Annotated in this window: 13 protein-coding genes and 1 pseudogene; 11 read left to right on the forward strand and 3 right to left on the reverse strand. The window is 36.2% G+C overall.

What is annotated here, in order from left to right; translation table 11 throughout:
* Positions 1 to 317: 317 nt before the first annotated feature.
* The 11 genes from GTZ96_RS01235 (at position 318) to GTZ96_RS01285 (ending at position 14,296) form a co-directional block, all read left to right on the forward strand.
* Positions 318 to 1,466: an ABC transporter substrate-binding protein gene (locus GTZ96_RS01235; protein WP_161640556.1), complete on the forward strand. Its 1,149-nt coding sequence runs from the start codon at positions 318 to 320 to the stop codon at positions 1,464 to 1,466.
* Complete coding sequence (locus tag GTZ96_RS01240) at positions 1,463 to 2,599, forward strand: CaiB/BaiF CoA transferase family protein (protein ID WP_161640557.1); 1,137 nt, start codon at positions 1,463 to 1,465, stop codon at positions 2,597 to 2,599. Before GTZ96_RS01235 ends, GTZ96_RS01240 begins: the two co-directional genes overlap by 4 nt.
* 3 nt (positions 2,600 to 2,602) lie before the next feature.
* The gene (locus GTZ96_RS01245; protein WP_161640558.1) at positions 2,603 to 3,742 is read left to right on the forward strand and encodes a CaiB/BaiF CoA transferase family protein; all 1,140 of its coding nucleotides are present in this window, start codon (positions 2,603 to 2,605) and stop codon (positions 3,740 to 3,742) included.
* Positions 3,742 to 4,971 carry an extracellular solute-binding protein gene (locus GTZ96_RS01250; RefSeq protein WP_161640559.1) on the forward strand — a complete coding sequence of 410 codons (1,230 nt, stop codon included), beginning with the start codon at positions 3,742 to 3,744 and terminating at the stop codon, positions 4,969 to 4,971. The genes GTZ96_RS01245 and GTZ96_RS01250 overlap by 1 nt, the downstream gene beginning before the upstream one ends.
* 2 nt (positions 4,972 to 4,973) lie before the next feature.
* Positions 4,974 to 6,041, forward strand: a complete 1,068-nt coding sequence (locus GTZ96_RS01255; protein WP_161640560.1) for a Gfo/Idh/MocA family protein — start codon at positions 4,974 to 4,976, stop codon at positions 6,039 to 6,041.
* Positions 6,042 to 6,183: 142 nt separating this feature from the next.
* Positions 6,184 to 6,627 (forward strand): MaoC/PaaZ C-terminal domain-containing protein, encoded by a 444-nt coding sequence (locus GTZ96_RS01260; protein WP_161640561.1) that lies wholly within the window; start codon positions 6,184 to 6,186, stop codon positions 6,625 to 6,627.
* A gap of 20 nt (positions 6,628 to 6,647) precedes the next feature.
* Complete coding sequence (gene fucP / locus GTZ96_RS01265) at positions 6,648 to 7,949, forward strand: L-fucose:H+ symporter permease (RefSeq protein ID WP_161640562.1); 1,302 nt, start codon at positions 6,648 to 6,650, stop codon at positions 7,947 to 7,949.
* Positions 7,950 to 8,203: 254 nt separating this feature from the next.
* A complete protein-coding gene (locus GTZ96_RS01270; protein ID WP_161640563.1) occupies positions 8,204 to 9,883 on the forward strand; it encodes a glycoside hydrolase family 28 protein in 1,680 nt (559 codons plus the stop codon).
* Positions 9,884 to 10,000: 117 nt separating this feature from the next.
* A complete protein-coding gene (locus tag GTZ96_RS01275) occupies positions 10,001 to 10,672 on the forward strand; it encodes a LamG domain-containing protein (RefSeq protein ID WP_161640564.1) in 672 nt (223 codons plus the stop codon).
* A gap of 28 nt (positions 10,673 to 10,700) precedes the next feature.
* On the forward strand, positions 10,701 to 11,891 hold the full coding sequence (gene pelA, locus GTZ96_RS01280) for a pectate lyase (protein ID WP_161640565.1): 1,191 nt from the start codon (positions 10,701 to 10,703) through the stop codon (positions 11,889 to 11,891).
* Positions 11,892 to 12,310: 419 nt separating this feature from the next.
* Complete coding sequence (locus GTZ96_RS01285) at positions 12,311 to 14,296, forward strand: glycoside hydrolase family 97 protein (protein ID WP_161640566.1); 1,986 nt, start codon at positions 12,311 to 12,313, stop codon at positions 14,294 to 14,296.
* Positions 14,297 to 14,408: 112 nt separating this feature from the next.
* On the opposite strand, the gene GTZ96_RS01290 is transcribed toward GTZ96_RS01285, so the two are convergent.
* The 3 genes and pseudogenes from GTZ96_RS01290 to GTZ96_RS01300 form a co-directional block, all read right to left on the reverse strand.
* Positions 14,409 to 15,281, reverse strand: coding sequence for a hypothetical protein (locus GTZ96_RS01290; protein WP_161640567.1), 873 nt, complete (start codon positions 15,279 to 15,281; stop codon positions 14,409 to 14,411).
* A gap of 74 nt (positions 15,282 to 15,355) precedes the next feature.
* Positions 15,356 to 15,775 (reverse strand): hypothetical protein, encoded by a 420-nt coding sequence (locus GTZ96_RS01295; RefSeq protein WP_161640568.1) that lies wholly within the window; start codon positions 15,773 to 15,775, stop codon positions 15,356 to 15,358.
* Between the two features lie 73 nt (positions 15,776 to 15,848).
* Positions 15,849 to 15,970 (reverse strand): annotated as a pseudogene (locus GTZ96_RS01300) (IS1595 family transposase); the annotation flags it as partial.

Here is a 15,970-nt window from a genome sequence, read left to right on the forward strand (position 1 = left end):
CCCCTCTAAAAGAGGGGAATGGCGCTCGAAATTCCCCTCCTTTGGAGGGGTGCCCAACGGGCGGGGTGGTTATAAAGATATTTATACTGCACTAGGGTTTATAATATAAAATCAATATACCAATTCGAGTGTTTTTTGTTTCGTTATGTTGCAAAAAAACACTCGAATTGACGTTTTAATAACTATATTCACAGTTGTTTTAAAATGAAAAAAATAGATAGAACACAGATAATAACGGATAAAAAAGAATTAATTAGTTTTCTTAATTTTAATTTTTGGAAATCTGTATTCTAATAAAAAAATTGAAAAGTCAAAAAATGAAGAAATTGAAAGGGATTACATGGAACCATACGAGAGGGCTTTTGCCAATGGTTGCTACTGCTCAGCGTTTTACGGAGCTGTATCCAGATGTAGAAATTAGTTGGGAAAAAAGAAGTTTACAAGAATTTGCTGATGCCTCAATTGAGGATTTAGCTAAAAGATTTGATTTATTGGTAATTGATCATCCATGGACAGGTTTTGGTGCGCATACTAATACTATTGTTCCTTTGTCGGATCATTTTTCAAGCGAATATATAAAAGATCAGGAAGTCAATACCGTAGGGAAATCATACGAAAGTTATGTTTTTAACAACAAACTTTGGGCTTTGCCTATCGATGCGGCTACGCCAGTGGCGGCAGCTCGTTTGGATATTTTAGAAAGTAAAGGTTCGAAAGTTCCGGAAACTTACGAAGATTTATTGGCTTTAGCCAAAAAAGGATTGGTTGCTTTTTCTGGAATTCCGGTAGATTCATTAATGAGTTTTTATTCGTTTTGTTGTAGTTTGGGCGAAGCCCCTTTTCTATCTCAGGAGAAAGTAATTTCAAATGAAACAGGAATTAAAGCTTTGCAGATGCACCGCGAATTAGCGCAGTTGATGGATTCGGCTAATTTTAACAGAAATCCAATTCAGGTGTACGAAGCGATGGTAAATACAGATGAAATTGCGTATTGCCCATTTGCTTACGGTTATTCTAATTATTCAAGAATTGGTTACAGTAAACATCTACTTCATTTTTACGACTTAGTAAAGTTGAACGATCAACCTATGATTAGTTCATTAGGAGGAACAGGATTAGCTGTTTCTGCTTTCAGTCAAAACCTTCCGGAAGCATTGAAATATGCTGAATTTACAGGTTCTTCCCATGTTCAACAAAATATTTTTGCTGACAATGGGGGGCAACCGGGACATTTACAAGCTTGGAAAAGCGATAGAATCAACCAAATCACTCATGATTATTTCAAGAATACCTTGCCTGCTTTAGAGCGCGCTTTCTTGCGTCCAAGATATTCAGGGCACATGTATTTTCAAGATCACGCTGGCGACTTAGTGCGTGATTATTTGATGAACGGTGGCGATGAGGTGGCTGTGCTTGAAGCAATGGATGCTTTGTATGTAAAATCGCTTAATCCAGCAACAGTATGAGACCTTTAGAAGGTGTAGTTGTTTTAGAGTTTTGCCAGTTTTTGGCAGGACCTTCAGCAGGACTAAAGCTCGCCGATTTAGGGGCTAGAGTGATTAAAATCGAAAGACCTGTAAAAGGAGAAGCTTGTCGCCAATTGAGTATCAAAGACTTATTTGTAGACGAAAGCAGCTTGTTATTTCATACCATTAATCGAAATAAAGATTCTTTTGCAGCCGATCTTAAAAATCCAGCCGATTTAGAATTAGTCAAAAAACTGATTGCCAAGGCTGATATTATGACTCATAATTTCAGACCGGGTGTGATGGATAAAATTGGTTTGGCTTTCGCCGATGCCATTGCTATCAATCCAAAAATTATTTATGGAGTAGTTTCCGGTTATGGCGAAGTAGGACCTTGGTCTAAAAAACCGGGACAGGATTTATTAGTACAATCATTATCCGGTTTAGCCTGGTTAAGCGGAAGAAATAGTCAGGGGCCGGTTCCTTTTGGTTTATCGGTTGCTGATATTATGTGTGGGAATCACTTGGTACAAGGACTTTTGGCTGCATTATTAAAAAGAGCGAAAACTGATAAAGGTGTTTTGGTTGAGGTTTCTTTAATCGAATCCGTTTTAGATGTTCAGTTTGAAGCCATTACTTCGTACTTGAATGATGGTGGAAAATTACAGGAAAGAGGTGACGTTCCAGGAAGTGCACATGCTTTTTTAAGCGCACCTTATGGAGTGTATAAAACTCAGGATGGTTATCTTTCTTTGGCTATGGGCGACTTAATGTTCATCAGTGAATTGTTAGAAGTAAATCTCGAAAAGTACCAAGAAAAACACTTGTGGTTTGAATTCCGCGATGCAATCAGAACACTTTTGAGTGAACGATTGGCACAAAAAACGACAGACCATTGGTTGCAATTGTTGCAGGAAAAAGGCGTTTGGTGTGGAAAAGTGTTGAATTATCAGGATTTGGATCAAATTGATTTTGGTATGCCAATGAAACAAACCATTGAAAATTCAGAGAACAAAAAGATAGTTACTACCAGAAGTCCGATTCAGTTAGATGGTCAAATTTTGACAAGTTCTAAAGCAGCACCAAAAGTAGGAGAGCAGAATAAAATGATACAGGAAACTATTTTAAATTAGAAGATGAAACCATTAGAAGATTATTTAATAATAGATTTCAGCCAGTTTCTTTCGGGGCCTTCGGCAAGTTTGCGCTTGGCCGATTTGGGTGCTCGTGTCATTAAAATCGAGAAACCCGGAACAGGTGATATTTGCAGAACCTTATATACTTCGGATTTGATCATGAACGGAGAATCCTCCGTTTTTCATACGATAAATAGAAATAAAGAATCTTTTGCTATTGATTTCAAACAGCCGGAAGAATTAGCAAAATTGAAGAAATTATTAGCAAAAGCCGATGTGGTGATGCATAATTTCAGACCAGGCGTTATGGAACGCATTGGACTGAGTTATGAAGAAGTACAAAAGATAAATCCTAATGTAGTCTATGCCTCGATAAGTGGCTTTGGGACAAAAGGTGCTTTTAAAGATTTGCCGGGACAGGATTTACTGTTGCAATCGTTAACGGCTTTGACCTGGTTAACAGGAAACGAAGGCGATGGCCCGGTTCCGATGGGATTGTCCATTGTGGATATGTTAGCGGGAGCACATTTGACTCAGGGAATTTTGGCTGCTTTGTATCGAAAAGTGACTCAAAATGTAGGCGCTTTGGTAGAAGTAAGTATGCTGGAATCGGCGTTTGATTTTCAGTTTGAAACTATAACCACTTTCTTCAATGACGGTGGCGAATTGCCTGTTCGAACCAAAACAAACAATGCCAATGCTTATCTAGGTGCGCCTTACGGAATTTACCAGACTAAAAATGGGTACATGAGTTTGGCCATGGGGTCGATTCCTGTTTTAGCTGAATTGTTATCTTGTGAAGCATTGAAGCAATTTCCAGAAAATAAATTTACTTTAAGAGACGATATCAAATCCATTTTGGCAGCTCATTTACTAACGCAGGATTCAGAATATTGGTTAAATATTTTAGAACCGGCTGATATTTGGTGTGCCAATGTATTGAATTATGAGCAGCTTTTTGCTCAGGAAGGATTTCAGGTTTTAGACTTTGTTCAACAAGTGGAAATGCTTGATGGCTATAATTATAAAACCACCCGATGTCCTATTAGAATTGATGGAGAATTGTTTACTTCGGGTAAAGCTTCGCCAAAGTTGGGTCAGGATAACGAAAGCATCATAAAAGAATTTAATCTTTGCTAATGGAAAACACAACATTTAGAATCGCGGTTAGGAAATTTGGGCCTTTTGAAAGCGCCATGCAGCAACTATGGGATGCGTTTTGTTTAAAAAACGATATCAGTATTTCGGTCGAAATGGTGCCAATGGAATTGCATGATTTGTATGAGCAAACCATTAGCGAAGGCGGTTTGAAAAAAGGCGATTGGGATATTGCCCACATTAACACCGACTGGATTTTTGATGCGGCTCAGGCCAATGCAGTTCAGGATTTAACGCCTTTTATTGCTAAAAAAGCACCTCAGGATTTCCCTGAAGGCTGGCACAATTCCTTGTTACATTTACAGGAAATTGACGGGGGGATTTATGGTTTGCCTTTTCACGATGGTCCTGAATGTTTGATTTATAGAAAAGATTTATTCGAAGATCCGATAGAAAAAGAGAATTTTAAAAAGCAGTTTGGTTACGAATTGAATCCACCTAAAACCTGGATGGAATTCGAGCAAATCGCTACTTTTTTTAATCGTCCAAGCGAAAATTTATACGGCTGCGTTTTTGCCAATTATCCTGATGGGCACAACATGGTTTTCGACTTTTGTTTGCATTTGTGGACCCGTGGTGGTTCCTTGTTGAATGCCGAAAATCAGATAAACATCAACACACAAGCAGCAATTGATACCTTAGATTATTACCGCTATATTGTTAAAAATACGGCTGCCGTTCATCCCGGTTCTGCCGATTTTGGTTCGGTCGAAGCAGGAATGGCTTTCGCCAATGGAGAAGCCGCATTGACAATTAACTGGTTTGGTTTTGCTTCGATGTGTGAAGTTATTGCCGAATCGAAAGTAAAAGGAAAAGTAGATGTTACCACCCTGCCTTTTGCTGTTGGTGGAAAAACCGCTTCACTAAATGTCTATTGGTTATACACCATAGGAGCAGGAAGTAAAAATAAAAAATTAGCCTATGATTTTTTACGATTTGCCACCACTGCCGAAAGTGACAAATTATTGACAAATGAAGGCGGAATCGGCTGCAGAAAATCGACATGGAAAGATGCCGAAATTAACGCCACCATTCCTTATTACCACAAGTTAGAAAGTTTGCACGAGAATGCGTTGACTTTGCCTCAAATAGCAGTTTGGCCAGACATTGCCATACTGATAGACCAGATGGTTTTACAGGCATTGAAAAACAACATTCCATCGGCTGACTTATTAAAAAACACACAAATTGAAATTGAAAAAATACTATAATTATGCAAATTCCTTATAGACCAGAACTGCCAAGAACCAACCAACCCATAGTAATTATTGGCGCTAGTGGAATTGTAAAAGATGCGCATTTGCCTGCTTATAAAATGGCAGGATTCGAAGTTTTTGGGATTACCAACAGAACTTTTGCCAAAGCCCAGGCTATGGCTGCTGAATTTGGGATTCCTCATGCTTTTGAAACAGTGGCGGATGCTGTTCAACATGCTCCTGCCAATGCTGTTTACGATATTACCGTTATGCCGGAACAATATATTGAAATATTGGAGCAGTTGCCTGATGGTGCTGCGGTCTTGATTCAGAAACCAATGGGAAATGATTTGGCTGAAGCCAAAGAAATCCTGGAAGTTTGTGAAAGAAAGAATCTGGTAGGCGCTATTAATTTCCAATTGCGATTTGCTCCTTTTGTGTCGGCGGCTCGTCATTTAATTAATGAAGGAATCATTGGCGAATTGTATGACTTGGAGTTCAAAGTGACTGTGAATACGCCTTGGGAATTGTTTCCATTGGTTAAAGTACATCCTAGATTAGAGATCTTATTCCACAGTGTACATTATGTGGATTGTATTCGTTCGTTTATTGGAGATCCAAAAAGTGTTTTGGCTAAAACCTGGAGACATCCGTTGAAGGATCTATCGTCTTCGCGTTCGACTATTATTTTGGATTATGGCGATACGATGCGTGCGGTAATCAATACCAATCACGATCATCATTTTGGATCGGAACATGAAGAAAGCTACATTAAATGGGAAGGAACTAAGGGTGCTATCAAAGCTAAAATGGGCTTGTTGATGAACTATCCGGCTGGTCTGGAAGATGTTTTTGAATATTCAGTTCAAAATGAAGCTGGACAATACGAATGGAAGAAAGTACAACTGGAAGGTTCCTGGTTTCCGGAAGCTTTTGTGGGTACGATGGCTAACCTGATGCGTTACAAAGAAGGTTCGGATACTGAATTGTATGCTAGTGTAGAAAATGTGCTGGGTACTATGAAAGTGGTAGAAGCCTGTTATATTAGCAACAAAAATGGTGGAATTCCACAACGTGATTTATAGCAACAAACGGCTGCGTTAACGATTGAAGCGGCATCCTTTTTATTTTGTCATCCTGAGCTTGTCGAAGGACAAAATAAAAAGATACAGCGGAAAGCGTGTTAAAACGCCCAAAAATTATTTACAATTAAACTTATAACTCGATATGTATTTTAAGTCAACATTTTTTGAAGAGTACCAATTAGGAGAGAAGCGCGTGACGCTGGGGAGAACCATCACAGAGACTGATTTTGTGGTGCACGCAGGACACACAGGCGATTTTTTTCCGCACCACATGGATGAAGAATGGTGCAAAACACAGCCTTTTGGACAACGTATTGCTCACGGAACGATGGTGCTTGCCATTGGGGTAGGATTGACGGCATCAGAGATTAATCCGGAAGCTTTCTCTAAGGGGTATGATAGAATGCGTTTTGTGAAACCGGTACATATTGGCGATACAATTCACTCAGAGATTACCATTTCAGAGAAAGGCGATGCCAAAAGACCGGAGATGGGAACGGTGACTGAACATTTGGAAATTATTAACCAAAGAGGCGAAGTAGTAATGGTGTGTGACCATTTGCTACTGGTAAAAAGAAAAAATTAACCAACCAATAAATATAAATTATGCAAGTAACCAATCAAATGGGTGATATACATGAAGTACCTACAGAAAAAGGACAAGGGCCAAATTATCTGTTGCCTTTTATTTTAATAACAAGTTTGTTTTTCCTTTGGGGAATGGCTCACGGTTTAGACGGTATTTTAATCCCGCATTTAAAAAAAGCTTGCCAGCTTAATAATAGACAATCGACTTTGATTGATACTGCTATCTTTTTTGCCTATTTTATAATGGCGATTCCAGCTGGAATGATTATTAAAAAAATAGGTTATAAAAACAGTATCATTACTGGTTTATTAGTTTTTGCCGCAGGAGCATTTCTTTTTGTGCCAGCAGCAGATACCAGAAACTATGAACTTTTTTTAATTGCTTTATTTATCATTGGTTGCGGATTAACGATTCTGGAAACCAGTGCGAATCCTTATGCAGCTATTTTAGGTCCGGCAGAATCTTCGTCTAAACGATTGAATCTGGCTGCCTCATTTAATGGTTTGGCTGTAACCGTAGCTCCTTTTTTGGGAGGTGTTTTTATACTTTCGGGGGTCAATCATACTCCTGAGCAAATGGCAGCTATGCCTGAAGTGGAAAGATTGAGTTATTTAGCAACTGAAGCAGCTGCAGTAAAATTGCCTTATATTGTTTTAGGAACGATATTAGTTTTAGTGGCAATTTTGTTTTATTTCATGCATTTGCCATCGATGAAACCTAAACACACAGAAGTCGAAGTTAAACCTGGTTTTTTCTCTGTTTTGAAATTCTCACATTTAAGTTGGGCAGTGGTAGCACAATTTTTTTATGTAGGAGCACAGGTTTGTGTTACTAGTTTTTTTATCCGAATAGCTCAAAAAGAAGCTGGATTAGATGAAAAAACTGCGGCTTTATACTTAACTGCTTATGGTTTTATGTTTATGCTAGGTCGATTTAGTGGAACCTTCTTTTTAAAGTTTATCAAAGATTATGTATTGCTTTCTATTTATTGTATAGTAAACGTTTTACTTTGTTTAGTTGCCATTTATGGATCAGGAATTTATATAATTTATGCGTTGGGTGGGATCGGATTTTTTATGTCGATTATGTTCCCAACGATTTTCTCTTTAGGTTTAGTAGGTTTGAAAAGCAATACCGAAACAGGTTCTTCGTGGCTGGTAATGTCTATCGTGGGAGGAGCTATTTTACCATACGGAATGGGAACCTTGATTGATATAAATCATGATGATATTCAATCGGGATATTTGATTCCATTAGTGTGCTTCCTGATTATTCTTTACTTTGGTGTCTTTGGGCATAAGGTGAAAAAAGTAGCCTAATTCCATTTTTTATAAAATAGGAAACCCCTCTTTTCTGGTTATTGGAAAGAGGGGTTTTTGTTTTTCCAAATTAAAAAAAGGTGTTTTAGAAGTTTAGCTTATCGCAAAAGACAAGCAGTTTCAAATATTCATTCTGTTAAAAATCAGAGTTCAGAGATAAGATACGTTAGAATACAATTAATTTTAAATATATTTGTAAGGCAATCGATTACATTTATTATTGAAACCAAAAAAACAACCCAAATAAAACAAGAATGAAAACTAAATTAGTACTTATTGCTGTTGTTACCATGCTTTGTAGCTGGTCAGAAAATAGTGTAGCGCAAAATTCAAAATCCAATGGAATATATCAAGGGATTGAATTTAAAATGGCTATTGTTAAAGAACCAATTATTCCAAATAATTCGGTAAATATCAAAGATTTTGGAGCTGTAAGTGACGGCCAAACTTTAAATACTCAAGCATTTGTTAAGGCTATCGAAGCCGTTTCTAAAAAAGGAGGTGGAAAAGTGATTATCCCTCCCGGGATTTGGTTAACAGGACCAATCATTTTGAAAAGCAATCTTGAATTGCATGCGCAAACGGGTGCTTTAATTAAATTTTCACCAGACAAAAGTTTGTATCCATTGGTAGAAACTAGTTTTGAGGGATTAAATACCTGGCGTTGTATTTCGCCTATTTATGGTAAAAATCTAGAGAATGTTGCCTTTACAGGTAAAGGAGTTTGGGACGGTTCAGGTGAAGTTTGGAGACAAGTTAAAAAGAGTAAACTAACAGAAGGGCAATGGAAGAAATTTGTTGCTTCAGGTGGCGTTCTTAATGAGAAGAAAGAAAGTTGGTATCCTTCGGAAGTTTTTATGAAAGCGTCTGTAGGAGCTGATCAAAATGTACGTTTGGATTTAAAAACCAAAGAAGATTTTGAGGCTATTCATGATTTTCTTCGTCCGGTATTGGTAAGCATTCAAAACAGTAAAAGAGTTTTATTTGATGGGCCTGTGTTCCAAAATTCTCCAGCTTGGAATATTCATCCATTGATGATTGAGGATTTAATTGTTCGCAATGTATCGGTTCGCAATCCTTGGTTTTCTCAAAACGGAGACGGTCTTGATGTAGAATCTTGTAAAAATGTACTGGTAGAAAATTCCAGTTTTGATGTAGGTGATGATGCTATTTGTATCAAATCAGGAAAGGATAAAGACGGTCGTGATCGTAAGAAACCTTGCGAAAATATTATTATCAGAAACAATATCGTTTATCATGGTCACGGTGGTGTTACTGTAGGTAGTGAAATGTCCAGTGGTGTAAAAAACATGCACGTATCTAATTGTTCTTTCATGGGAACTGATGTGGGATTGCGTTTTAAAAGTAACCGTGGACGTGGAGGTGTTGTTGAAAATATTTTTATATCGGATATATTCATGACTGATATTCCGTCACAAGCTATTTCTTTCGATCTTTATTATGGTGGAAAATCTATTGCTGAAACTTTAGAAGAAGGAGGAACTCCTGTTGTGAATAAGATGATTCCTGTTGATGAAAAAACGCCACAGTTTAAAAATATTATTATCAAAAACATCACCATTGCAGGAGCTGCACAAGCAGTATTTTTACAAGGTTTGCCTGAAATGAATTTGGAAAACATCGAAATTTCTAATTTGAAAGCAAAGGCTGACAAAGGCTTTACAATTGTTGATGCCAATGGTATTAAAATCAGTAATGTTAGTTTGGATATAAAAGACAGTGCGATATTTGATGTTTATAATGTTAAAAATATGTCGCTTAAAAATATTGAGTTTAACTCAACATCAGCAAAAGCGGTTAGTATCAATGGAGAAGCTTCTGATAAAATTGTATTGTCTTCTTCGGCAAATACTGATTTTTCTAAGAAAACCTTCATCGGAGAAAAGGTTCCTAAAGGCGCTGTAAAATTCTAAACATAAAATAAACAAATTAAGATCTCCAGAGTTAGCTAACCCTGGAGATTTTTTTATCCCATAATGCATTTAGAAAATATTCGTTTTTAAATACAGACAGCCTTAAACCTTAAAAAAATGAAAATAACTTCGGTATTTACAGCGTTGCTTTTTATGGTTTTTTCTTTTGTTTCGAAAGCTCAAATTACGGATACTAAAAAGAATAAAAAGACAGAATGGCTTGTTGCAGCTTTGCTTCAAAACAAAACAGATCAAACCACTGTTTTAGGAAATCCAACAATTTTTAATTCTCCTTATGGAAATGCAGTTGCTTTTAATGGAATTGACGATGCCTTGTTTCTAAAAGAAATGCCGCTAAAAGGTATAGAATCCTTCACTGTCGAGATGATTTTTAAACCAGAAAGCAATGGTGTTTTTGAACAACGTATTTTGCAAATAGGTGAAATTACAGGCGACCGAATGTTGTTAGAAATTCGTGTGGTAGATAGCAATTGGTATTTTGATGGTTTTGTGGCTTCGAGAGGAGTGAAGTTGGCTTTGGCCAAGGAAGAATTGATTCATCCTTTAGGGAAATGGTATCACGTGGCTTTTGTGGTTACACCCAATAGTTTGACCACCTTTGTAAATGGAACTCAGGAATTACAGCAAAATTATACTTTTAATCCTATTGAACAAGGGCAGGCTTCCATTGGTGTACGAATGAATAAAGTCACTTGGTTTAAAGGAGTTATTTATAAAATACAAATTTCGCCCCAAGCGCTTAAACCAAATCAGTTTTTAACACTCTAAGTTATAACCAACCCTAAAAATATAAACCATGACCCTAACAAAAAGGAATTTTTTGGTATTTCTTATCGTATTCGTGTTATCGAGTACTTTTATAAATGCCCAATCGGATAAGAAAGATGCTGATGTTATCACTACAAAACCATTTGGTGATAGTGAAAGGCATTGGTACGGAATTAAAGATGCAACTAATTTAGTAGATCCAGTTCCTAATCAACCTAAATATCCCGAATCTGATTACACTAAAATTGCCGATAATATGATTCTTTTTCAGCGTGCCAATGGTGGCTGGCCTAAGAATTATGATATGAAGGCGATTTTAACTCCAGAACAAGTCGAAAAAGTAGCATCTACCAAGGCTATTTTACATACTACTTTTGACAATGAAACCACTTATACCCATGTGTATTATTTAGCTCAGATTTATACTGCGACTAAAATTGAAAAGTACAAAGTAGCCTGTGAAAAAGGAATTCAGTTTATACTTGATGCGCAATATGCTAATGGAGGCTGGCCACAATATTTTCCTTTGGAAAAAAATTACAGTCGTCATATTACTTTCAACGATGGCGCTTATATGGGAATTATCAATTTGTTAGACAAAATAGTCAATAATAATCCCAATTTTTCTTTTGTAGATACAGCATTAAGGTCTAAAGTGACGCAGTCTTACAATAAAGGAATTGATTGTATTTTAAACATGCAAATTAAGGATAAGGGCAGACTTACCGCCTGGTGTCAGCAACATGACGAAGAGACTTTGGCTCCCGCCTGGGCACGCAAATTTGAACCGCCAAGTATTTGTAATGCCGAAAGTGTTGGTATTGTTTTGTTTTTGATGAAAATTAAAAATCCAAGCGAAAGAATTGTTCAGTCGATTCAAAGTGCTGTAAAATGGTTTGCTGATTCTAAAATTTACAACACCCGAATAGAATCTTTTGATATTGACGCATTCGAATCAAAATACAAAACAGTAAAACGCGATGTTAGAGTGGTAGTCGATTCGACAGCTCCGCCTATTTGGACCCGTTATTATGAGTTGGGTACTGATAAACCTTTGTTTTCCGACCGCAACAGTGAGTTGTTGTATTCACTGGCTGAGGTGAGTGTGGAGCGTCGCAGTGGCTATGCTTGGTATACTAATGAACCTCAAAAAGCACTCGATAAATATACCGAATGGCAAAAAAAATACGCACCATCTAATGATGTTTTGAAACCATAAACCATTTAATTTTTTGATATATTAAAAGACAGTGACCGCTGTCTTTTTTTATGCTTTTTCTTTTTTGCTTGATCAAAAAAGAAACAAAAAAATCAAGTCTTAGCTTTCTCGTCGGTCAAATTAGTTTTCGAATCCTAAAAGAAAAAAACTCTCCGCCGCGGCGGATCAAACAGTTTTTCTTTTTACGGATTCTTCATACATTTTACACTCGACTGCGAAAGCAAGGACGGCTGAATCTCGGAAACAACAGCATTTTGATTTATAGTTGAAATAGCATAAACTTAATTCATTAAGTCAAAAAGGTATTAGTTAGTTTTTTCTTCATTTTAAATAAATAGTGTATAATTTACACTTTATTATTTTGAAACCAATAAATATTTGGTATTTTTGGCTTTTCCAACCATTTATAAATTTAAAAAATGACCATTTCAATTTTAAAATCTCATCGATTTATTCATCTTAAATCATTGTATTACTTTTTGTTACTTAGTTTTTTTGTTGCTAATGCGCAAGCACAACAAGCTGTTGTAATGAGTCCGGACGGTAAACTTACAGTTAACTTAACCGTAAATAATGGAACGCCAACTTATAGTGTTTCTTACAAAGGAAAGTTGTTTTTAGAACCATCGCCTATTGGATTAAAAACCAATGTAGGAGATTTTAGCACAGGCTTAGAACTAAAAGAGAAGCAAATCCAAAACAAAATTGATGAAAGCTATGAATTGCCTAATATCAAACAAAGCAAGGTTCATTATGTAGCCAATGAAACGGTGTTTTCATTTACAAAAAATAAAGAATCCGTTATTGATATTACTTTTAGAGTGAGCAATAACGATGTGGCTTTTAGATACAAAGTATATCCACAAAAAGGAACACTTTCAGCAGTTGTAAAGGAAGAAGTCTCTGGGTTTTTATTTCCTGCGGGAACAACTACATTTCTTTCAGCTCAAAGTAAAGCGATGGCGGGTTGGTCCAGAACGATGCCTAGTTACGAGATTCCGTATACTATAGATGCGCCTTTGGGCGAAAATGGAAAAGGTGAAGGTTATACTTTTCCTTGTCTTTTCAAAGTTAATAATAACGGCTGGGTCTTGATCTCAGAAACTGGAGTGGACAGTCAATATTGCGCTAGTAGATTAATAGGTCGCGACAAAGGTTTGTATACTATTGGCTTTCCAATGGAAGGTGAAAACAATGGAGTTGGTTCATCAACTCCCGGAATTGGACTTCCAGGTGAAATACCTTGGCGAACGATTACTATTGGAGAAACATTGGAACCTATCGTTACAACCACCGTTCCTTTTGATTTGGTGAAACCTCGTTATGAAGCTTCTCAAAAATACCAATACACTAAGGGAACCTGGAGTTGGATTATTGGTATGGATAAAAGTATGAATTATGATGAACAACTACGATATATCAATTTTAGTGCCGACTTGGGTTATGAAACCGTTTTAGTTGATGCGCTTTGGGATACTCAGGTAGGGCGTGATAAAATAGCTGATTTAGCCAAATATGCGGCCAGCAAAGGTGTCGGTTTGTATTTATGGTATAATTCTAACGGATATTGGAATGATGCGCCTCAAAGTCCGAGAGGAATTATGGATAAAACGATTGCCCGACGCAAAGAAATGGCTTGGATGAAAAGCATTGGAATCAAAGGAATCAAAGTGGACTTTTTTGGAGGTGACAAACAAGAAACGATGAAGTTATACGAAGATATCTTGTATGACGCTAACGATTACGGAATCATGGTTATTTTCCACGGAACAACTTTGCCTCGCGGTTGGGAAAGAATGTATCCTAATTATGCCTCAAGCGAAGCCGTTCTGGCAAGTGAGAATCTTTCTTTTGGACAAGGAAGCTGCGGCTTAGAAGCTTTTAGCGCAACGCTGCATACTTTTATCCGAAATACGGTAGGAAGCATGGATTTTGGAGGAAGTGCTCTGAACAAATTTTACAATGATAAAAACACGCCAAACAAAGGTTCGAAACGAATGACTTCAGATGTTTATGCTTTGGCAACGGCAGTTTTGTTTCAAAGTGGGGTACAGCATTTTGCCTTGGCACCAAACAATTTAACCGATGCTCCACAATGGGCTATCGATTTTATGAAAGCAGTACCTACCACTTGGGATGAAGTTCGTTTTATTGATGGTTATCCTGGAAAATACGCCATATTAGCTCGTAGACATGGAAACAAATGGTATGTGGCCGGAATCAATGCCCAGAAAGAAACCGTTAAAATTAAAGTAAAACTCCCTATGATTGCTGGAGGTTCAGAATTGAAACAATACGCTGATGATGCGCAATTGAATGGAAATCTAACCACTACAAAATTGAAAAAGAATCAGGAAATTGAAGTAACTATTCCTTGTAATGGAGCTGTTTTGTTGATGAATTAATTGTTCAACAAATTTGTTTTAAATAAATTAAGCTTATAAGAAATGAGGTTTTGTACTCATTCTTATAAGCTTTTTTCCTTTAGGTATTTTTAAATTTGACAAATAACTTTAGTTATAAATTAATGAGATAAGCCATTGAAAAATTAAAGTAATCGGTGTTTTTTAAATTTGATTCGCCTTTTAAGGCATTTGGGAAATTGATATTGTAGCCCAATTCAAAATCAAAAGATTTATAATTTAATTCTAACGGAATGTTTATTTGTGTGTTTATCAAATCAAAAGTAGAATGAGTGGTATAAACAGTTATTGGAAACCCATTATTGAAATAGGTTCTTGATGATTCTATCGTTTGATTTCCTGCTACAATACTCAGCTGGGATTTAAAATCCAGTTGTGTTTTTTTAGTTTTAATGATGTTTAGTAAAGCGTAATTTGTAGAGGCAATTTGCAGACCATTTTCGTTTCCAAACAGATAAGAAACTGAAAGCTGTGTGTTAAAGTTTCTTTTTTTGTTTCGAAGCGATAGCCCCGCATTCAACACATTGCTATAGGCATTATTAAGATTGTTGTTGTAGAAATATCTGGAATAAGAAGCGTTGTATTTAAAGATTTTTTGTTTGCCAAAATTTTTGCCAAAACCAAATGTAGCGGTAGTTAAATCCCATTTTGGATTAAAGGAGCTATAGTAAATACCAGAGACACTGGCATAGATTCCTGAAGAATGAAGATAGCTGATTTTTGGAGTTAAATTGTATTGATTTACGCCTATATCACGACCAGAAAAATAAGTCTTGTTGTTATAATTCATTGAAAGATATAGAAATTGAAATTTAGAGATTGATTTTATAAAGTCTTCAATGCTTTGATTTTTTTCTAATAGTCCATCAATAATTTCATCGGTTTCTTGTTCTTTAGGACTTGCTTCTTGGGCATAAGTTTTTAAGGCAAATGTGAGGATTAATGCAAGTAAAAAGAGTTTTTTCATTTAGTTATAAAATTAAAAAGTAAGTGACTGAAATTTTCAGTCACTTACTTTAATAGTATAAAAATATTAAAAATTTAGTTACGTTTTACATCACGGAATCTGGAATCTTTTATATTTTCACGAATTCTATTGCCCATTTGTTCGTGGATTTGTTGTCGCTGTTCGTTAGTTAAGGTGTTTTTAAAATCCTTTTTTAATTCCTTAATATTTTCCTTGTTTTCGTTTAGTAAATCTTTTTGTACTGTAGTAAACGTCGAGATTAATGCGGCTTGTTTTTCTTGTCGATTTAAGGTTGCATCCTTTAAAATGGCAAGTTGTTCTGCGGTAAGTGATGCCTTGAATGCTTCTCTGTTCGCTTTTATTAACTCACGTTGTTCCTGAACAAGTTTTCGTTGTTCAGTAGTGAAATTATCAATCACAGTGTTCTTTTGTGCCCTTCCAGAGTACAATCCCATAAAAAAGAGAAATACTGTTATTGTAATTAGTGACTTCATTGTATATGATTTTATTGTAATACTAAGTTAAGCGTTTTTTTATTAGACCCAAAATTTGATTAAAAGTTTTGAGTTATACACTTAATATCTGTTTTATGTTTTTTTGATAAATCGGTTTTGCATTCACCATTCTTTCTATGGATTTATGAAAAATACTTGTTTTAAATTGAGAACGGTTTATCCTAAAACAAAATT

The organism is Flavobacterium undicola (assembly GCF_009909155.2).
Lineage (GTDB): Bacteria > Bacteroidota > Bacteroidia > Flavobacteriales > Flavobacteriaceae > Flavobacterium > Flavobacterium undicola.